Source organism: Bacteroides faecium (genome assembly GCF_012113595.1).
GTDB lineage: Bacteria > Bacteroidota > Bacteroidia > Bacteroidales > Bacteroidaceae > Bacteroides > Bacteroides faecium.
Genome location: NZ_CP050831.1, coordinates 5180760 through 5202054, shown reverse-complemented (window position 1 = coordinate 5202054; position 21295 = coordinate 5180760). Strand labels below are relative to the sequence as shown.

Here is a 21295-nt window from a genome sequence, read left to right as displayed (position 1 = left end):
TTGAATGAGCCGGATAAGCAGTTTTTTTCTTATTGAATCAGTCGGATTAGCGATTCTTTTTGAAGAATCGTGATATGTTTTCGGTCGGCTATAAGCAGACCATCTTCCTGCATATGCGCCAGCTCGCGTGCGAGAGAAGGACGCGATACTCCGAAATAATCGCTTAACTCCTGTTGCGAACGGTCGAGAGTGATATGCAACTGTTGCTGTTGCTTATGCAGCCGGAGCAGATAAGAAGCCAGTTTTTGGCGAATCGTCTTGAATGACATAAAGAAGAGCTTGTCCGATAATGTCCGTGCATAATTGGCGGAGAGGTTCATATAGTTTTCCAAAAACTGTTCGTTCTTGCGAAACAGGTTCAGGACGCTCGATTTGGGAAGTTCGATGACTTCCGTCGGTTCATTGGCAGTCACTTCCACCGGAAAACGGTTCTCTTCTCCAAACAGGAACAAAGGGGCGAGGGCTCTTGGAGCGGCTATGTCTTCCACTTTGATGAGCCGTCCCGAATAGTCAATCATTTCCCCGCGCACACTCCCTTTTGTCAGGATGACAAGGTGGTTGCACACATCTCCCTGGCGTGCCAGGATTTCTCCTTTCTTATAAGAACGGGTGTGGAAACTGATTGCTTCCAAATCGGTGGAAAGTCTTTCTGGAGTAATCTCTCGGAATAACGGATTATTGGTGAGTGCAGGTATCATAATGGGGGGATATATAATTGGTTATTGTTATTTGAATTTTAAAACAAACTTGGTTTCCTTGTCCGGCAGTAGCGTGAGACTTCCACCCGATAGGCGCATAATCTGACGCGAAATGCTTAATCCGATTCCGCTGCCACCTTCCTTGGTGGTAAAGAATGGGATAAATATATGTTCGGCTATCTCTGACGGGATTTCGGGACCATTATTCTTTATTTCAATCAGTACCTCTTCCATGTCATTGCAATAAGCCAGGATTTCAATTCTTCCGTCCGGTTGGTTGCCGATAGCTTGAATGGCATTCTTCAAGAGGTTGATGACAACTTGGGAAATCAGGTTTTCGTCTGCATGTACTATCAAATCCGCAGGTGAAATATCCATCTGGAAGAAGATATTATCGCATGGGTTCTGATGGCGGGCAAGTTCGACCATTCTCCCTATGAATGTCTTTACATAGAATAAAGAGGGTTCGGGAGTCGGTATGCGTGTGAATTGCCGGTAAGATTCTACAAAAGAAAGCAGTCCTTTTCCGGTTGCGCTGATTGTTTGCAATCCATGATATATTTCTTCGTCTTTCTCTTCCGACATGGAAAGGAGAGTGTCGCAAAGTGAGGTGATGGGAGTTACCGAATTCATGATTTCATGGGTGAGTACACGTGTCAGACGAATCCATGAATCGATTTCCTTCTCGTCCAGTTCGGTATTGATGTCATTCAGAGCTAGGATGCGCAGATGCTCTTTGCGTACATTAATTTCTGAAACACGTAGGGAGAGGTTGACCGTTCCCCGCTCGTTGTGGAAGGTAACCTGCAACTTGTCTCCGGGACGGCAATGTTCTATCTTGTCCATCAATACGGCATCTACTTTACTCAACTGGCGGACATGCGTAAATATGTTCAGTCCGAGAAGCCGCAGGGCTTCTTTGTTCTTCTGATACACGGCTCCGTTGTCATTGAGCACTAACAGTCCGGTGCTGACAAAATCCAGAATCAGTTCATAATATTTTTCCTGCTGTGCCGTTTCCGCCTTTACATTATATAATATATGTCCCACCCGGTTGAGTGCTATATTGATTTGCCTGCTTTCCGCTGTTCCGTCCTCTTCGGGAAATCGGAAAGAGTTATCATTATTTTCCAAAGCGTCAATCATGAAAAGCACTTGCTTGACATGACGACGATAAAGCCGGATTTGCCATAGGATACTCAGGATTAGCAGAATTACACTGATACCGAATCCTATAGAATCTTTCTGAAAGCCAAACCAGGCAGTCAGCAGACAGGCACAGACGGTTAATGCTATTCTGAACCAATATCGGTAGCTAAGTTGCCGGAAGAACTTTTTCATACTCTGATTTTTTTATAATCCGAACTTTTTCATCTTGTTATAAAGAGTCTGCCTTGTTATTCCCAGTTGGCTGGCAACAGCAGACAGGTTTCCTGCGCAAGTGTCCAGGGCTTTCCGTATCATTTGTATTTCCATCTCTTCGAGCGTAGATATACTTTTCTCCTGAATCCCTGTGCGGGGTGGCACTGATAATTGAAATAATTCGGCAGGAATCAGCGGACTGTCATTGATGATGACGGCTTTTTCAATCACGTGTTCCAACTCGCGGATATTACCATACCAGGGATGCGCTGTCAGTTTCTCTTTGGCATCCGGTGCAAACTTCATCGGAGCCTTGTCATATTGCTTGCAGAAACGTATGATAAATCTTTCCGCAAGTGGGATAATATCCTCTTCCCGTTCCCGTAAGGGTGGTATTTCTACATGAATGGTATTGATGCGATAGAGTAAATCTTCCCGGAATTCGCCTTTGCCCACCATCTCTTGCAGATTCTGGTTTGTAGCGCATATCAGCCGGATATCAATAGGAATAGGAGTATTGCTTCCTACACGTACGATGCTTCGGCGTTGGATGGCAGTCAACAGTTTGGCTTGCAGATGATAAGGCAGATTTCCTATTTCATCCAAAAACAGGGTGCTTTTGTCGGCAGACTCGAACTTGCCTGTACGGTCGGCGTGTGCATCCGTAAAAGAGCCTTTTATATGCCCGAAAAGCTCACTCTCAAACAAGGACTCCGTGATAGTCCCCATATCGACAGCAATCATTTCCTGGTGTTTCCGATGGGACAGGGAATGAATCTCCCGTGCCAGCATTTCTTTTCCCGTTCCGTTCTCACCGGTTATCAGGATATTGGCATCGGTGGCGGCGACCTTTTCAATCAGCGTGCGGAGTTGCTGCATCACTTTGCTTTCTCCCCAGTACATAGCCGGGTGAATCGGTTCTTCTTTAGCGTTCGATTTCTTTTCTTGAGATGTAGACGCGGCTGCGGCTTGCAGGGTTGCCACTAGCTTTTGGTTATCCCAGGGCTTCACGATAAAGTCGGTTGCCCCTTCCTTTATCCCCCGGATGGCCAGTTCAATGTCCGCATAAGCCGTAAAAAGTACGACCGGCAGTTCCGGGCGTACTTTCTTTATTTCATGTAACCAGAACAGACCTTCATTGCCGGTATTGATGCCCGATGTAAAATTCATATCCAGCAATATTACTTCCGGCATCTCTTCCCGAATGACGCTTGTCAGCGTGACGGGAGAGGAGAGTGTAACGACTTTTGAGAAATAACTTTTCAGAAGGATTTGTACTGCGGTCAGCACCCCTTTATTATCGTCTACAATGATGATTGTTCCTGATTTACTCATTTTCGTGTAAGTTTTTAAAGCGCAAACTTACGAAAAAAGTAGTTTAGATTTCAATATTTGGATTTCAAAAAATGAATTTCAAAATTCATAACTCAAAAATGAATTTACAGCCATTGGAACTTCAATCCGAAGGACAGACTCAGATAATCACGCGGACGGAGATAACTATTTAGTACGGCGCTGACCAGGTAAAGGTCGCAAGTGCTTATCTCATAGAAGAACGTCACAGACTTAGCTAGAAATCTGCGTTGCGGATCAATATCATAAGTCAGCCGCTGTCCCATGAAGATATGGAAACGTACCTTGCTTGAGAAACCGTAGTAACCTTTCGGATAACGGTCGGGTTCATTTACCCAAAACTGGTCTCCGAATACCGTGTTCATATAAAGACCACAAGTAAGCGGTTCCGTTGAGAATCCCTTTCCAATATTGATGCTCCAAGGCATGTAATTTTGCTTGAGCGTCATCGTCACTTTGGCTTTCTTTGAAGAGTATTTCGGAATAAATCCGACCAATAAATCTGTTTCCCATTGATTCCGCTTTCCATAATCCCATCCTGTGCCGAAAGAGAGCAATCCCATGTTTCCGGCATATTGTATTTTAGAATGAGTGGGGATAATCCTTTCCCAGTTTCTGCGGAAACGGTGTACCCGGTTATCGTAACGGGTACGCTTCACTTCCTTGGGCGTGGCAGGCAATATGGAATCCGCTTTGATAATCGTAAATACGGAATCTCCTGTATGAAAAGCAATGATTGAATCTGACTTGATAACAAAGCGGAGTGAGTCTGCCTTGTATGTGTCTATGACGGTATCTGTCTTGCAAGTGGCTGAAATCAGACTGGGGAGCGAGAGAAGTGCCGACAGTACTCCTGCCCGCAAGATATATTTAGTATTTAACCAGTTCATATTCGTATTTTTCCGGGGTTATGGTAAATACCAGATAACTGCGGCAATCCATGCAGTCACTGGTGATATAATGTATTCCATCATCAAAAATGACATCATCCCGATAGTGGTGAGTATGGGCGGCCGTACAGAATTGTATTCCCGGATATTCGGTGACATAACGATGAAACACCTTGGCTACATTGTCATTAAACACATCTGTGTAGGGGCGCGCGTGCATGCTGATTACCGTTTTTTCAAACTCATCGCTTCTGTTTGTTATCTCCTGCTCCATAAAAGTGAAATTCGGGACAGGCTCGGAATAATCATATTCCAGCGCATTAGTATTCAGGCAGACAAATTTTACATTACCGGCTATGAAAGAAAAGTTGGTCGATCCGAATACGGCTTTGTATGTTTCTTCTCCCGTACCCAAGCAGTCATGGTTTCCGATAATAGCTACATAAGGCACTTTAAGCCCGTTCATAATATCGCGTTGCCAAAGGAACTCTTTCGTCACTCCGAAGTCGCTCATATCTCCGCCGTGAATGACGAAATCAATATCATCCCGTTTATTAATCTCTTTCACGAAATCTTCCGTTTCGTCATACCAACGTTGTGAATCGCCCATGGTTACGAAGCGTAGCGTAGTCTTACCTTTGCAATTCGCTTCTATCTTTTCGATATTGTGTGCATTGACATTTGTTTCGCCGCTGATTCGGACATCGTACGGATGATAATCTATCATACCGCATCCGGAAAGTAACAGACACGACAAGAGCGCATATAAACTTTTTCTCATCATAATTATAATAATATAGTTTAGAAAACTTTCAGCGAAGATATAGTTTTCGAATGAAATAACGATGGTCTAGTATGGAAAATAGGAAAAAAAGAACAATAAAGAGGTGGAAATATCAACTTATAGCCCTTTATGAGAGAGAACAGAACTATTCAACTTTGTCTAATTATTAGACACTACTGTCTAATAATTAGACAAATAATGTCTTATGGAGAATAATCTAACTGGCTGATAGCTAATAGAAAAAGACTTTGGCATGCTTTCTGTCTTTCTATTTGCGAATATAACAAAATAAAAATTGATGAGGCACTTTTATTATACCATTCAACTATTGATTCATGAACGGGGTATGAATAGTATCAAAATTATCTCGATGACTTTAGGGATATTTGTTGGTATTCTGCTGTTTTCGTGTGTGAAGTTTCAATTGAGCTATTACAATTTTTGTTTTCAACCCGAACGGCTATATGTTGCATATATGGATGGTCCTTATACTTATGGTCCCTTCTCTGCTGCTATGCGCGATAATTTCCCGGAAGAAGTGGAGGATGCTACAATATTGAGAGATATGGGGACTAATGTTTTTTATAATGGCAACGTCCGTTTGACGGAACCTATGATATATGCTGACGGGCATTTATTCTCCACATTGGGTTTGAAGCTGTTAGCGGGTAAGGCAGAAGAGCTGGTCCGTCCTGATGTTTTATTCATTTCCCGTTCGTTGGCAGAAAAAATAGGAGAAGGGAAAAGTCTTGAGAGTGTCATAGGTAAGACTTTGTCTGTCGACCGTAAAGAACCGATGATGATACGTGGTATTTTTGAAAATGTGGGAGAAAATACGGATATACATTTTAACGTAGTGGCTCCGATGAGCCAGTTGTGGAATCAGGCTCGTGGCGGGTGGGGGAGCGATATTAGTTATATGTCGATTATTCGTTTCCGCGAACCGGATAAAGATATAGCAGCGGTAGAGACGCGAATACCTGATATGCTTAAAAAGTATATGGCTGATTCCTCTAATAATAAAAAGAAATTCAATAGCTTTTCTTTCCGTCCATTATTAGAATTTCATACTGCCAATCCGACAGTCCGGCTCATGATACTAATGATGTCGGTATTGGGCGTTGTCATTTTGTTGGTTGCAGCTTTTGATTATGTACTTATTGCTGTATCGTCCTTAGCCCGGCGGGCTAAGTCTATCGGAGTGCATAAATGCTGTGGTGCGACTGATAGTAATATCTTCAGGATGTTTCTGACAGAAACAGCTTTTATTCTTTTAATTTCTGTGTTACTGACTGCGTTGCTTATATTTCAGTTTCGGGAATTTGTAGAAGAAATCATTGCGATACGTTTAAGTTCGCTCTTTACGTGGCAAACGCTTTGGGTGCCTATGGTTGTACTTCTATCAGTTTTTATATTAGCGGGAGTTATGCCGGCAAGCATATTCGCGTCTATTCCTGTGACACAAGTCTTTCGCCGTTATGCCGAACGTAAAACTTCTTGGAAACGTCCGTTATTGTTTATCCAATTTGTTGGCATGACTTTTATTTTGAGTTTCCTTATGGTTGTATTTCTCCAATACCGGATGGCAATGAATAAGGATTTGGGATACCGTCCGGAACGTGTCGTTATGTGTTGGCATAAGTTCGGGAGTGACCGGCAAAACGCAAAGAGCTTCTTTATGAACCTGCCTATGGTTGAGGAATATGGAGTGGCGCGGCAACCTATCTGGTCTGGTTGGGCTGGGGATGAGTTTAGTGTTGGGGAAGGGCGGACTATTCAAGGCCGGTTGGAATGGATAGGAGATGATTTTGTACCTATGATGGGGATACAGATACTATATGGTAAGAATGTGATATCTGCGAAAGAAGCTTTGGTGAATGAAGAATTCGTACGTCAGGCGGGGTGGACGGACGAACCGGTCGGGAAGCAATTATCCGTATGGGGTAAAGAGATAACCATTGTTGGTGTAATGAAGAATTTCTCTGTTCAAAGTGTGTATCATCCTCAATATCCGGTATTGTTGTTGGGAAGTGGGAGTGATTCAAACCCCGGGCTTCACTATATCCGTTTAAAAGAGCCGTTTGATGATAACTTGAAAAGGCTGAATGAATTGATGGCAGAGACTTTCCCAACAGATGATTTTGTCTTTTATTCACTGACTCAGAAATTAGATGCCCAATATACGGATATTACCCGTTTTCGGAACGCAGTACTTTTGGCTTCGATTTCTATATTCTTTATAGCGTTGATGGGATTATTGGGATATGTAGGCGATGAAATCCGCTTTTGTAGAAAAGAGATAGCTATTCGTAAAGTGAATGGTGCGGATACTTTCGGCATATTGAAATTGTTTTCTACAAACATATTGTGGACAGCACTTCCTGCGGCACTTGTTGGTGCAGTACTGGCTCATTGGGCAGGCATGAAGTGGTTGCAGCAATTTAGCGATTCTGTGAATCCGGGTATTGGGGCATTTGCAGGAGTCGTGGCGTTTGTATTAGTGGTGATATGGGTATGTGTCATACTTAAAGCATGGCATGTGGCTAATGAAAATCCGGTGAATAGTATTGCAAATGAATAACTGTGATATATTGAAATATAATAAAAATAAAGAGATTATGATTAAGATTGAAAACGTCAGTAAAGTATTCCGTACTTCCGAAGTAGAGACGGTCGCATTGAATCATGTCAATGTTGAAGTGAAAGAAGGAGAATTTGTAGCCATTATGGGACCTTCGGGGTGTGGCAAATCCACCTTGTTGAATATCCTCGGACTATTGGATAATCCCACCGAAGGTTCGTATCAGTTGATGGGGCAGGAAGTTGCCGGACTGAAAGAAAAGGAACGTACTCATGTGCGCAAGGGTAAATTAGGCTTCGTGTTCCAAAGTTTCAACCTGATAGACGAACTGAATGTCTATGAGAATGTAGAACTTCCGCTCACTTACCTGGGGCTTAAGGCATCCGAACGTCGCTGCATGGTAGAAGACATTCTGAAAAGAATGAATATCAGTCACCGCGCTAAGCACTTTCCCCAACAACTTTCCGGTGGTCAGCAACAACGTGTAGCCATTGCCCGCGCCGTAGTGACCAATCCTAAATTAATCCTTGCCGATGAGCCTACGGGTAATCTTGACTCCAAGAACGGTGCGGAAGTAATGAATCTGCTGACAGAACTGAATAAGGAAGGAACTACCATTATTATGGTGACCCACTCACAACACGATGCAAGCTTTGCTCATCGTACTGTGCATTTATTCGACGGAAGTATCGTAGCAAGTGTAACGGCATAAACAGTACATCAGCAATGAGACAAATCTACTATACTATACGTACATTATTGCGTGAACGAGGGTCGAATATCATAAGGGTAATCTCCCTTTCTTTAGGGCTTACCATTGGTATTCTGCTTTTCTCGCAGATAGCTTTCGAGCTAAATTATGAGCAATGCTATCCGGACGCGGAACGCTTGGCACTCGTACGTTGTCAGGTAACCAACTCCAGCACAGGTGAGACAGCGGGTGATGAGGGTGGAACCAGTTATGACTATACCGTCTTTGATGTGACAGCCGCTACTTTGGCGCAGGATATGCCAAATGAAATAGAAATGGCCAGTTGTGTCTTTCCTTTTGGTGGCGCTAATATCTATAAGGAAGACAAACTTTTGTCCGGCATAAATTACATCTATGCAGATACCTGTTTCTTTCAGACTTTCGGCATCCCTGTACTGAAAGGAAATCCGAAAGACATGATTATGCCCGGAAGTGTTTTTGTGTCAGAGCATTTTGCCCGTGAGACGTTCGGAGATGAAAATCCTGTCGGGAAAGTACTTTCTATTCAGAAACAAGAAGAACTGACCATTCGCGGCATATACAAGGACGTACCGGAAAACACGATGCTTACTCATGACTTCGTAATTTCCATCTATCAGAATGGGGGATATTACGCGGGAGCCGGCTGGAACGGGAATGATGTTTTTTATGCGTTCCTTCGCTTGCGCAATGTTTCGGATATTGATAAGGTGAACGCTAATATCCAGCGGGTGATTGGGAAATATACCTCTTTGGAATTTGATGGTTGGAAAACGCAATTTAGTGTCATTCCGTTAGTGAAACGTCATTTGGATTCTCCCGATGTGCAGAAACGGTTGGTTATTTACGGATTTCTAGGCTTTGCTATCTTCTTTGTGGCTATTATGAATTATATGCTTATATCCATTGCCACATTGAGCCGTCGTGCGAAAGGGGTAGGAGTGCATAAGTGCAATGGAGCCAGTTCGGCAAATATCTTCAATATGTTTTTGGCAGAGACGGGAATACTTATTATCATTTCCATATTGCTTAGTTTCTTGCTGATAATTAATACACGTGGCTTGATTGAAGACTTGCTTTCCGTACGTCTTTCCTCACTTTTTACTTGGGAAACGTTGTGGGTGCCGCTACTTACTGTCTTCGTGCTTTTCATTTTGGCAGGCGGCATACCGGGGCGGTTGTTCTCACGTATTCCTGTCACGCAAGTGTTCCGTCGTTATACTGACGGGAAGAAAGGCTGGAAACGTTCGTTGTTGTTTGTGCAATTTACAGGGGTTTCTTTTGTCTTGGGGTTGCTGTTAGTCACCTTATTGCAGTATAGTCATTTGATGAACCGGGACATGGGGATTGTCGTGCCCGGATTGGCCCAGGCACAAACATGGCTTCCCAAAGAATCGGTAGAGCATGTCAAAGATGAACTTCGTCGTCAGCCGATGGTGGAAGGAGTGACGGTTGCCATAAATGGCGTACTTGGTGAGTACTGGACGCGCGGACTGATAGGAAATGACGGCAAACGCATTGCTACACTGAATTTTAACTCTTGCCATTATAATTATCCCGAAGTAATGGGAATCAAGATAATTGAAGGAACTACGATAAAGAAGCAGGATGATTTGCTGGTAAATGAGGAACTGGTGCGTCTGATGAAATGGACGGACGGGGCAGTAGGTAAAAAGTTGAATGATGTTCAGGGAACGATTGTGGGTGTTTTTCGTGACATTCGCAACACCAGCTTTTATGCGTCTCAATCTCCTATCGTCCTGATAGGAGATGAGAATGCAAATCATGCGTTCGATGTCCGTCTGAAAGAACCTTATGACGAAAACCTGAAACGTCTGAACGAATTTGTGGAAAGTACCTTCCCGAATGTATCCTTACGCTTTGTCTTAGTAGACAGCATGGTGAAAGACATATATAAGAATGTGTACCGCTTCCGTAATTCCGTCTGGATTACTTCCGGCTTTATTTTGTTGATTGTCATCATGGGACTGATAGGCTACGTGAACGACGAAACCCAACGCCGCAGCAAGGAGATAGCTATCCGGAAAGTGAACGGTGCTGAGGCTTCCCACGTCCTGCGGCTACTGACACGTGACATCTTGTATGTTTCTGTAATTTCTATCCTGATAGGTACAGTTGTCTCTTATTTTGCGGGACAGGCATGGCTCGACCAGTTTGCCGAGCAGATTGATTTGAATCCGTTGCTTTTTGTAGGCACAGCCCTTTCTGTTCAATTATTGATTGTAATTTGTGTTGTTCTGAAAGCATGGCATATTGCCAATGAGAATCCGGTGAATAGCATCAAAGCGGAATAGAAATCACAGGACAAAAGCAGAATAGGGCAGGAACAGCCTTATTCTGCTATCACATTTTGTTGTTTTGACACCTTCTTAATATAAATCATCAAACTGACAACCGCTGTAATAAACGCTAATGCATCCGATACCGGCATACTAATCCAAATCCCTTTTAATCCTAATCCCCACCAATTAGGGAAAAGCAACAAGCAAGGCAATAAATAAAGCAACTGCCTTGTCAGTGAAAGGAAAATACTGATTTTCGCCTTGCCGATACTTTGGAAGAAGTTACCGATAACAATCTGTGCCCCTACGAATGGGAACATCAACACCGTCAAGCGAAGCCCTTCTACGGCAAGTCCGATTAGTTCATCATTATCCGTAAAGAGCGCGGACACTGCATGCGGGAAAAACTCACAAATCAGGAAACCGCTGCTCGTGATAACCACTCCCGAGATAATCCCCAGCTTCAACGTCTGCTTCACCCGGTCTATCTTCTGTGCCCCGAAGTTATAACCGACAATCGGCTGCATACCCATCGTCAATCCCAATACAATCATGACATAAAGCGTCAGCAACCGGTTGATGATACCATATGCACCGATAGCCATATCGCCCCCGTATTCCTGCAAACTGTTATTGATAATAATAACAATAGCACACGCACAAACATTCATCAGGAACGGTGACATACCGATAGCGAAAATACTCTCCACGATTCTTCGCTTCATCTTCCATACCTTTCCTTCAAAATGCACCGTGCTGTCTTTCTTCATAAAATGGCTCACTACCCATACCATACCAATCAACTGCGAAATGACCGTTGCCGTAGCCGCTCCGCGCATTCCCCATTCAAAGTGGAAGATAAAGATAGGAGCGAGGATGATATTAGCCACCACCGTCACCATAGAAGTAAGCATCGCCTTCTTCGGATAGCCGGTAGCACGCATCACGTTGTTCAATCCTATCATCGTATAAGTAATAGGAGTTCCCAATAAAATGACCTGCATAAAGCTACGTGCATAAGGCAACGTATCAGGACTCGCCCCGAAGAAAGTCAATATATCATCCAAAAAGATAAAAGACAATATCCCGAAGAAGAAAGAATTCGTGATACAGAGCATCAGCGTATGTGACAGAATTTCCGTAGCCCCCTGCATATCCTTTTGCCCCAACCGGATAGAAGCAAGCGTAGAACCGCCCGCCGACACCAACGTACAGAAAGCGACCACAAGATTCATCAGCGGAAAACTGATAGCCAATCCCGCAATAGCCATCGGGCCGACCCCATGCCCGATAAAAATACTATCAATAATATTATAGATAGAAGTAATCGTCATTCCTATAATAGCAGGAATGGAATATTGTAACAGCAGTTTGCCGATACTCTCTTTTCCTAAGATATGTGGGTCGTTCTTGCTCATGCGTCAGTCGATTTGTTGGATAAACCAGTAGAATTGTTGGATAAAAACGTATGTTACGTTTTTTTTAGCTTTGCAAAGGTACGAATAATTTGTCTGATTCGATGATTATTCGGAACTTTGCGCCCGTCGATACACAAGGTTTAACGTTTTAGGTAATAAGAAAGTTTGATATGAATACAACAAAGACAATTGCGGCACTGTTCGACTTCGACGGTGTCATTATGGATACAGAGACACAGTACACCGTTTTTTGGAACGAACAAGGACTGACATATCTGAACGAAGAAGATTTCGGACGCCAAATCAAGGGACAAACCCTGGCGCAAATCTACGAGAAACACTTCTCGACTCTTCCCGAAGCACAGCAGGAAATCACAGCGAAACTTAACGTCTTCGAGAAGAAAATGTCCTACGAATACATCCCTGGTGTAGAAGCCTTTATCGCCGACCTGCGCCGTCATGACGTAAAGATAGCCGTAGTCACCAGCTCCAACGAGGAAAAGATGCAGAACGTCTACAATGCCCATCCCGAATTTAAAGGAATGGTAGACCGTATCCTCACCGGTGAAATGTTTGCCCGTTCCAAACCCGCTCCCGACTGTTTCCTCTTGGGAATGGAAATATTTGAATCCACCCCCGAAAACACATACGTTTTTGAAGATTCCTTCCACGGCCTGCAAGCAGGAATGACTTCAGGCGCAACCGTTATCGGGCTCGCCACCACCAACTCCCGCGAAGCTATCACCGGAAAAGCCCACTATATCATGGACGACTTTACCGGAATGACCTACGATAAGCTCTTGACGCTGCACCGTTGACCCCGTTCCGCGCTTAAACGTCTTCATCCATCCTCTCAACCGCCCGCCAACTATCCCTGACGAGCGGTTGAGAGGAATTTTTTGTATTTCCTTCTCTGTTATGAATTAAATGTTATAACTTTGCCCCGATTTTTTTGCTGGTGTTCAACGACACAGCTCAAAATACATAAAATTAATTTATAATTCAAAATTTAAAAAGACATGGCTGGTTATATATCAGATGACACAAGAAAGGTAACTACTCATCGCTTGGTTGAAATGAAACAGAGAGGCGAAAAGATTTCTATGCTTACTTCCTATGACTACACAATGGCACAGATTGTAGACGGTGCGGGAATGGATGTTATCCTCGTTGGCGACTCCGCTTCCAATGTAATGGCAGGTAACGTAACCACGCTGCCTATCACGCTCGACCAAATGATTTATCACGCTAAATCCGTAGTACGTGGTGTAAAACGTGCCATGGTAGTCGTTGATATGCCTTTCGGTTCCTATCAGGGCAACGAAATGGAAGGACTTGCTTCCGCTATCCGCATCATGAAAGAGAGTCACGCCGACGCTTTGAAACTGGAAGGCGGAGAAGAAATTATCGACACGGTGAAACGCATTGTCAGTGCAGGTATTCCGGTGATGGGACACTTGGGATTGATGCCACAGTCTATCAATAAATACGGAACTTATACTGTACGCGCCAAAGACGACGCTGAAGCAGACAAACTGATTAGCGATGCTCATTTGCTTGAAGAAGCAGGTTGTTTCGCCATCGTGCTCGAAAAGATTCCGGCAACCCTTGCCGAACGCGTAGCCGGTGAGCTGACCATACCTATTATCGGTATCGGTGCAGGTGGTCATGTAGACGGCCAGGTACTGGTTATCCAGGATATGCTTGGCATGAACAACGGCTTCCGTCCCCGTTTCTTACGTCGTTACGCCGACTTGTACACGGTGATGACCGATGCCGTCAGCCGTTACGTATCCGACGTGAAGAATTGCTACTTCCCCAACGAGAAGGAACAATATTAAACAAATTATATGGCAGTTAAATTGTGGACAGTACATTTTATGCGGATATGTGTAGCTAATTTGCTGTTGTTTATATCCTTGTATGTGTTATTCCCAGTACTTTCCGTTGAGATGGCTGACCGTCTCGGAGTGCCGGTCGCACAGACAGGAGTAATCTTTCTCTTTTTCACGCTGGGAATGTTCCTTATCGGTCCTTTCCATGCCTACCTCGTAGATGCATACAAACGTAAGAGTGTGTGTATATTCTCTTTTGCCCTGATGGTAGCGGCAACGGTAGGTTATGCTTTTGTCACCAACATAACGGAACTTATCCTGTTGAGCACCGTACAGGGATTAGCATTCGGCATAGCCACAACAGCAGGCATCACCCTGGCAATCGACATCACTAACTCCACACTGCGCAGTGCGGGGAATGTCAGTTTCTCATGGGTGGCACGCCTGGGAATGATTCTGGGTATCATCCTCGGAGTATGGCTCTATCAGAGTTATTCCTTCCAAAATCTGCTGTCCGTCTCCGTTATCACCGGAGCAGCGGGAATCCTCGTAGTGTCTGGTGTCTATGTACCTTTCCGCGCGCCGATTGTCACCAAGCTCTATTCCTTCGACCGCTTCTTGCTGTTGCGGAGTTGGGTTCCTGCCATCAATATGATTCTGATTACGTTCGTGCCGGGACTACTGATTCCGCTTGTTCATCCTTTCCTTAACGACTCTGTACTCGGAACTACGGGAATCCCCGTACCTTTCTTTGCAGGAGTGGGAATCGGATACCTCGTATCCCTGTTCCTGGCACGTCTGTTCTTTATGAAAGAGAAAACGCTCAGACTGGTCATTATAGGAATCGGACTGGAAATGCTGGCTATGTCCCTGTTGAATGTCACTGCATCCGTAGTTGCCCCTTCCATACTTCTGGGGCTCGGACTGGGACTTATCATGCCGGAATTCCTGGTCATGTTTGTGAAACTGTCCCATCACTGCCAGCGTGGAACGGCAAACACCACCCATCTTCTCGCAAGTGAAATCGGTATCTCTTTAGGTATCGCCGCTACGTGCTACATGGATATGGATACCGACAAGATGCTTCATATCGGACAGATGGTAGCTTCGATAGCTTTAGTGTTTTTCGTCATTGTGACGTATCCTTATTATATAAGAAAGAAAGTGAGATAAGGGTGCTAAAATCCTTCTTGAAAATGGCGTCACTATACCGTCCGGATAGTGACGCTATACTATAGAAATAGTGACGCTATCCGCATGGGATAGCGTCACTATTTTTATTACATGAATTCGTTGTTAATTCCGGCTTACCTGTTTCACTCCTTTCACCGTCCTCAGCTTCTTGATAAGTGCTTCCAGTCTTCCTGTATCGCCAACCATAATCGTCAGCGTCCCCGAGAACAAGCCGTCATGCGAGTCAATGCCGATAGAGCGAAGAGTAATCCCATTCTCCTTGGATATAATAGAAGTGATATTCGTCACGATACCAATATCATCGTGTCCCACAACGCGCAGCGTGATAGGATACTGCGTCCCTTCTGATTTGCCTGCCCAGCGAGCCTTTACAATCCGGTAGCCGAAACGTTCGCGCATCTGATTCGCGTTCGGGCAGTCTTTCCTGTGAATCTTGATTCCCCCGCTTACCGTCACGAAACCGAATACATCATCACCATAAATAGGATTACAACACTTCGCCAGTTTGAATTCCAGCCCTTTCAGATTTTGGTCAATCACAAGCACGTCCTCTTTGGAAGTCGTCTCTTCCTGCACCACCTGCATGTTATATCCCTCGGCGCTACGATACACAATCTCGTCATGCGTATCATTATCCCGCTTCTGCTGCTCGATGTATTTGTCCAAAACCTCGTTGACATCCAGTGCTTCATCAGCTATTTTCTGATAAAACTCCGTCACGTTCTTGAACCCCAAACGCTTGATAAGACGCATCATTGTCGCCTCGTCATACTCCAGTTTACGGTTCTTGAATTTCCGTTCCAGCGTCTCCTTCGCAAAGTCATGCTGACGTGCCACCATCTCTTTGAGAGCCTGCCGAATCTTTGTGCGGGCTTTGGAAGTCGTTACGATATTCAGCCAGTCCTGTTTCGGTGTCTGCGTATTCGAGGTCATAATCTCCACCTGGTCGCCGCTGTTCAGCTTCTGCTTCAATTGGACATTCTTTCCGTTCACCCTCGCGCCGATACATTTGCATCCCAACTTGCTATGGATATGGAAAGCAAAGTCGAGTACCGTAGCACCTTTTGCCAGTTTGAACAAGTCTCCCTTGGGGGTAAATACGAAAACCTCATCCTCGTAAAGGTCCATCTTGAACTGGTCCATTACCTTCATCGAGTCGTTGTCCGCATTTTCCAGCGCTTCCCGCACCGAAGTCAGCCATTCGTCCAAGCCTGTTTCGCCTTTGATACCTTTGTATCTCCAGTGCGCAGCCAGTCCGCGTTCGGCGATTTCGTCCATGCGGCGGGTACGTATCTGTACTTCCACCCATTTCCCTTCCGGACCCATCACGGTGATGTGCAACGACTCGTAACCATTGCTTTTCGGGATAGACAACCAGTCGCGCAGACGCTTCGGGTTCGGTTGATACATATCCGTCACGATAGAATATACCTGCCAACATTCCTGCTTCTCCTTCGCCGGTTCCGGTTCCGAATCCAGGATAATACGGATAGCAAACAAGTCATAAATACCTTCAAACGGCGTTTTCTGTTTCTGAATCTTGTTCCATATCGAATGGATGGACTTGGTACGCCCCTTGATGTCGAACTTCAGTCCCGCTGCCGACACCTTCTTTTGGATAGGCTCGATAAAAGCAGCGATATACTTGTCGCGTGACGCTTTCGTCTCGTTCAACTTATCCTTTATATAATAATAGGTGTCCCGCTGCGTATATTTCAGCGACAAATCTTCCAATTCCGATTTCAACTTGTAAAGTCCCAGTTTGTGCGCTAGCGGAGCATACAGATAAGCAGCCTCGTTCGCCACCCTGTTTCGGTCTTCCTCGTTGCCCGTGTCCTTGATTTTGCGCATCACGTTCACACGGTCGGCAATCATAATCAGAATCACACGCATATCCTCGGCAAACGAGAGCAGCAGGTTACGGAAATTCTCCGACTCAATCGCCGGACTCTTGGCATATAGCTCGTTCGTCTTCACCAATCCCTTGATGATGCTCGCTACATCTTCCCCGTATTCCGCATTCACTTCTTCGATAGAGAGTATATGCGCTTTCACAATCTCGTGCAGCATGATACCAATCAGGCACGAGCCCTTCATTCCAATTTCTTCGGCCACGATAACCGCCGTTTGTAAATCTCTGATGACGGGATTCATCCCGAAGTTATTGCGTTGCAGCCCGTTACATTGTGCTGCTTTGATTAGATGTTTCTTTAACTTTAGGCAATCCTGCCAGGAAATGCTGTCTCCGGCAGATAGCATCAAATGCCGGTAGAGTGAAAAAAGCTCCTTTTTTTCCTCTGATGTAAAAAAGACGTCCATATTCAATCTTGTTAATTCGATGTAAAAGTAGTTTTTTTCTTGGTTATTCGGCAAGAAGTAAATAACATTTTGTATTTTTGGGCATCAATTAATAAAAATAGATATTATGATAACGACACAGGACAAAGAGTTGCTTGCCAGGAAAGGCATTACGGAAGAGCAAATAGCAGAGCAACTGGCTTGCTTCCAGACAGGTTTTCCTTTTTTGAAACTGGACGCTGCGGCTTCCATCGAGAAAGGTATATTAGCCCCCGGCGTTGAAGAGCAGAAAGCATATTTGGCAGCATGGGATGCATATACGGCCACGGATAAAACCATTGTGAAGTTTGTACCGGCTTCGGGCGCTGCAAGCCGTATGTTCAAGAACCTGTTTGAGTTTCTGTCTGCCGACTATGACACGCCGACTACAAAATTCGAACAAGCATTCTTCGACGGTATCAACGATTTTGCTTTCTATGACGACCTCAACGTAGCTTGCCAGCGTACAGCCGGAAAAGACATTCCCGGATTAATCGAAGCAGGCAACTATAAAGCCGTAGTTTCCGCTTTGCTCGAAACTGCCGGCCTGAATTACGGCGCACTGCCGAAAGGTCTGCTCAAATTCCATAAATATCCCGAAGGCGCACGCACTCCGTTGGAAGAACACCTTGCCGAAGGAGCTATGTACGCAGCCGGAAAGAGCGGCAAAGTCAACGTGCACTTCACCGTATCTACCGAGCATCGCGAACTTTTCAAGAAACTGGTGGAAGAAAAGTCCGGCGAATTTGCCAAACGCTACGGAGTAGATTACTACATCACATTCTCCGAGCAGAAACCGAGTACCGACACCATTGCTGCCGATATGGACAACCAACCGTTCCGCGACAACGGCAAACTGCTGTTCCGTCCGGGTGGACACGGTGCGTTGATTGAGAATCTGAACGACCTCGATGCCGATATTATCTTTATCAAGAACATCGACAACGTTGTCCCCGACAAACTGAAGGAAGATACCGTTACTTATAAGAAACTGATTGCCGGCGTACTTGTCTCCCTGCAAAAGCAGGCATTCGAATACCTCGAACTGCTCGACAGCGGCAAATACACGCACGACCAGATGATGGAAATGCTTCAGTTCCTGCAAAAGAAACTTTTCTGTAAGAATCCGGAAACGAAAGACCTCGAAGATTCCGTACTCGCCATCTATCTGAAGAACAAATTGAACCGTCCGATGCGTGTCTGCGGAATGGTGAAGAACGTAGGCGAACCGGGGGGTGGCCCGTTCCTTGCATACAACAGTGACGGAACGATTTCCCTGCAAATCCTCGAAAGCTCGCAAATCGACATGAATGACTCCGAAAAGAAGGAAATGTTCGAGAACGGTACTCACTTCAATCCGGTAGACCTGGTATGTGCCGTGCGTGACTATAAAGGTCACAAATTCGATTTAGTGAACTACGTAGATAAGGCAACAGGCTTCATCTCCTACAAATCAAAGAACGGCAAAGACCTGAAAGCTCTCGAACTCCCCGGCTTGTGGAACGGTGCGATGAGCGACTGGAATACCGTATTTGTAGAAGTTCCCCTCTCTACCTTCAATCCGGTGAAGACGGTGAACGACCTGTTGCGCGAGCAACATCAGTAAAGCAAAAAGGCGATTGCCCGGTCGGGGAAAACCGGGCAGCCGTTTCCCACAAACTAACAGCCTGGTTGCGTTTGAGCGGTTCTGCATCCACAAGCAACCGGCTATTTAAAAAAGAGTGTTTAGAATGAATCAGATTGAGAAAATCATTGATATTGCTACCTGGAACAGAAAAGAACATTTCGAGCACTTCAGTGCTTTTGACGACCCGTTTTTCGGAGTGACAGTCAACGTAGACTGCACCCGTGCGTATCAGGAAGCCAAAGACAAAGGCGTATCTTTCTCCCTCCTTGTGCTGCACCGGATTATCACCGCTGCCGCCAAAGTCGAAGAATTCCGCTACCGTATCGAAGGGGATAGGGTAGTGTGCTATGACAGCCTTCTGCCCGAAGCCACCGTAGGCCGTGCCGACCATACGTTTTCTTTTGCGGCCTTCGAATATAACCCGGACGAACTTACCTTCATCTGCAAAGCGAAAGCCGAAATGGAACGTCTGCAAGCCACCACCGGACTGAACAAAGGGGGAACATTCCACCCTAACGCCATCCATTACTCGGCTGTTCCGTGGCTTACTTTCACAGATATGAAACACCCCACCAATATGCGTTCGGGCGATAGCGTCCCCAAAATCTCCACCGGAAAGTACTTCCGCGAAGGAGAGAAACTGCTGTTGCCTGTCTCCGTCACTTGCCATCATGGACTGATGGATGGTTATCATGTCGCCAAGTTTATTGAAATCCTCGATTTATGAACTTCGTTCTAAAAAGACAAAGTAGACGTCTATGAGATTCAAAGTACCAAGATGGAAAGCCATCGCCTTCCGCACCACCTTCCGTTACGCCTTCTGTTCGGCATTACTTTTTCCGGGAGCTTTCTTACATTCACAGGAAGTCCGGCAGGATACACTGGAAGATGCCCGTCAGGATGTGAAACAACTTCAGGAAGTTGTACGTGAACTCCGGCAGGAAGTCAGGAAGCTACAGGAAGAAATCCGTGGACTCCGGCAGGGATATTTCCCGGAATACGGGGAATACCAATTCGATTCCGTTTCGGCATACACTCCTCATCGCTTTATCCATCGCCTGGGCATAGAAGCCCGCCCGCAATACGTATTTCCCACCAATCCTTTCCTGCGTGGCGAGAATGAGCGGTGGAAACCGATTCAGACGTCTTTTGCCGCCCATCTGAAATATTCGTTCAAATTTCGTCCCAATACCTGTGCCGATCGCATCTATGGCGGTGCCTATCAAGGTTTCGGCTTGGCTGTCACTACCTTTGGAGACAAGAAACAACTCGGTGACCCTTTCACTTTCTATCTGTTTCAAGGCGCGCGCATCGCGCGTTTCAATCCGCGTCTTTCACTCAATTACGAATGGAATTTCGGTATTTCTGCCGGATGGCAGCCGTATGACAATGATTATAATTCTTATAACGGAGCTGTCGGCTCCCGCATGAATGCTTACCTCAATGCAGGTATTTATCTGAACTGGGCATTTTCCCGCTATTTCGACCTGATAATCGGTGGAGACTTCACGCATTTCTCCAACGGAAACACCAAGTTTCCCAATGCAGGAGTGAACACTACCGGAGCTAAAATCGGGCTGGTCTACAACTTCAACCGTGAAGAATCCGACTTGACCAAATCACTGGTAACTCCGTTGATTCCCCGCTTCCCGCGCCACATCAGTTATGACCTTGTCATGTTCGGCTCATGGCGACGGAAAGGAGTATATGTAGAGAGTGGAAAACAGATTGCTTCTCCCGGCAGTTATCCCGTGGCGGGATTCAACTTTGCCCCGATGTACAATCTCAATTATAAATTCCGTTTCGGAGTTTCGTTGGATGGTGTCTATGACGGCAGTGCCAATGTTTATATCGAAGATGTCATTTCAGACTACGGAGATACCGGTTCACGCCGTTTCTGCAGACCGGGAATTCAGCACCAGTTAGCCTTGGGCGTTTCGGGACGTGCAGAATACGTAATGCCTTATTTCACTATTGGCGTCGGTATTGGCTCGAATGTATTGGGGCGTGGAGATTTACGTGGTTTATACCAGGTATTTGCCTTGAAGATGAATATCACCCGGAGTTCATTCCTTCATATCGGCTACAATCTTCAGAATTTTCAGACCCCTAATTATCTGATGCTCGGACTTGGTTTCCGCTTTCACAATAAATATCCGAAAGTACGTCATTAAAAAAAGCCG

General features: G+C 45.2%; 16 protein-coding genes. 9 read left to right on the top strand and 7 right to left on the bottom strand.

Annotated elements, in window-relative coordinates; genetic code table 11:
- Window positions 1–29 precede the first annotated feature (29 nt).
- The 5 genes from BacF7301_RS19385 to BacF7301_RS19365 form a co-directional block, all read right to left on the bottom strand.
- Window positions 30–698, bottom strand: a complete 669-nt coding sequence (locus BacF7301_RS19385; protein ID WP_209319461.1) for a Crp/Fnr family transcriptional regulator — start codon at window positions 696–698, stop codon at window positions 30–32.
- A 27-nt stretch (window positions 699–725) separates the two neighbouring features.
- On the bottom strand, window positions 726–2039 hold the full coding sequence (locus BacF7301_RS19380) for a sensor histidine kinase (RefSeq protein WP_167965417.1): 1314 nt from the start codon (window positions 2037–2039) through the stop codon (window positions 726–728).
- A 12-nt stretch (window positions 2040–2051) separates the two neighbouring features.
- Window positions 2052–3395 (bottom strand): sigma-54-dependent transcriptional regulator, encoded by a 1344-nt coding sequence (locus tag BacF7301_RS19375; protein ID WP_167965416.1) that lies wholly within the window; start codon window positions 3393–3395, stop codon window positions 2052–2054.
- Window positions 3396–3499: 104 nt separating this feature from the next.
- Complete coding sequence (locus BacF7301_RS19370) at window positions 3500–4303, bottom strand: hypothetical protein (protein ID WP_167965414.1); 804 nt, start codon at window positions 4301–4303, stop codon at window positions 3500–3502.
- Window positions 4284–5087: a metallophosphoesterase family protein gene (locus tag BacF7301_RS19365; protein ID WP_167965412.1), complete on the bottom strand. Its 804-nt coding sequence runs from the start codon at window positions 5085–5087 to the stop codon at window positions 4284–4286. The genes BacF7301_RS19370 and BacF7301_RS19365 overlap by 20 nt, the downstream gene beginning before the upstream one ends.
- Window positions 5088–5433: 346 nt before the next feature.
- On the opposite strand from BacF7301_RS19365, the gene BacF7301_RS19360 reads away from it, so the two are divergent.
- Genes BacF7301_RS19360 through BacF7301_RS19350 form a run of 3 tightly spaced genes read left to right on the top strand, consistent with a single transcriptional unit; the run spans window position 5434 to window position 10713 of the window.
- Window positions 5434–7668 carry an ABC transporter permease gene (locus tag BacF7301_RS19360; RefSeq protein ID WP_245208269.1) on the top strand — a complete coding sequence of 745 codons (2235 nt, stop codon included), beginning with the start codon at window positions 5434–5436 and terminating at the stop codon, window positions 7666–7668.
- Between the two features lie 37 nt (window positions 7669–7705).
- Window positions 7706–8380, top strand: a complete 675-nt coding sequence (locus tag BacF7301_RS19355; protein ID WP_167965408.1) for an ABC transporter ATP-binding protein — start codon at window positions 7706–7708, stop codon at window positions 8378–8380.
- Window positions 8381–8394: 14 nt separating this feature from the next.
- Window positions 8395–10713 carry an ABC transporter permease gene (locus BacF7301_RS19350; protein WP_167965406.1) on the top strand — a complete coding sequence of 773 codons (2319 nt, stop codon included), beginning with the start codon at window positions 8395–8397 and terminating at the stop codon, window positions 10711–10713.
- A 38-nt stretch (window positions 10714–10751) separates the two neighbouring features.
- Here BacF7301_RS19350 and BacF7301_RS19345 read toward each other — a convergent pair whose 3' ends face one another.
- Window positions 10752–12119, bottom strand: coding sequence for an MATE family efflux transporter (locus BacF7301_RS19345; protein ID WP_167965405.1), 1368 nt, complete (start codon window positions 12117–12119; stop codon window positions 10752–10754).
- Window positions 12120–12289: 170 nt separating this feature from the next.
- Here BacF7301_RS19345 and BacF7301_RS19340 point away from each other — a divergent pair, with 170 nt between their 5' ends.
- The 3 genes from BacF7301_RS19340 to BacF7301_RS19330 all read left to right on the top strand — a co-directional run bounded on the left by BacF7301_RS19340 (window position 12290) and on the right by BacF7301_RS19330 (window position 15127).
- Window positions 12290–12937 (top strand): HAD family hydrolase, encoded by a 648-nt coding sequence (locus BacF7301_RS19340; protein WP_167965403.1) that lies wholly within the window; start codon window positions 12290–12292, stop codon window positions 12935–12937.
- A gap of 201 nt (window positions 12938–13138) precedes the next feature.
- Entirely contained in the window at window positions 13139–13960 is an 822-nt protein-coding gene (panB, locus tag BacF7301_RS19335) for a 3-methyl-2-oxobutanoate hydroxymethyltransferase (RefSeq protein ID WP_167965402.1), read from the top strand.
- Between the two features lie 9 nt (window positions 13961–13969).
- The gene (locus BacF7301_RS19330) at window positions 13970–15127 is read left to right on the top strand and encodes an MFS transporter (protein ID WP_167965400.1); all 1158 of its coding nucleotides are present in this window, start codon (window positions 13970–13972) and stop codon (window positions 15125–15127) included.
- A 123-nt stretch (window positions 15128–15250) separates the two neighbouring features.
- Here the strand turns inward: BacF7301_RS19330 and BacF7301_RS19325 are convergent, their stop codons facing one another.
- On the bottom strand, window positions 15251–17467 hold the full coding sequence (locus BacF7301_RS19325; protein ID WP_167965399.1) for a RelA/SpoT family protein: 2217 nt from the start codon (window positions 17465–17467) through the stop codon (window positions 15251–15253).
- Window positions 17468–17573: 106 nt separating this feature from the next.
- On the opposite strand from BacF7301_RS19325, the gene BacF7301_RS19320 reads away from it, so the two are divergent.
- From BacF7301_RS19320 to BacF7301_RS19310, 3 genes are all read left to right on the top strand, one after another.
- Entirely contained in the window at window positions 17574–19091 is a 1518-nt protein-coding gene (locus tag BacF7301_RS19320) for a DUF4301 family protein (RefSeq protein ID WP_167965398.1), read from the top strand.
- Window positions 19092–19215: 124 nt separating this feature from the next.
- On the top strand, window positions 19216–19839 hold the full coding sequence (locus BacF7301_RS19315; RefSeq protein ID WP_167965396.1) for a chloramphenicol acetyltransferase: 624 nt from the start codon (window positions 19216–19218) through the stop codon (window positions 19837–19839).
- 31 nt (window positions 19840–19870) lie between these two features.
- The gene (locus BacF7301_RS19310) at window positions 19871–21286 is read left to right on the top strand and encodes an acyloxyacyl hydrolase (protein WP_167965394.1); all 1416 of its coding nucleotides are present in this window, start codon (window positions 19871–19873) and stop codon (window positions 21284–21286) included.
- Window positions 21287–21295: the final 9 nt, after the last annotated feature.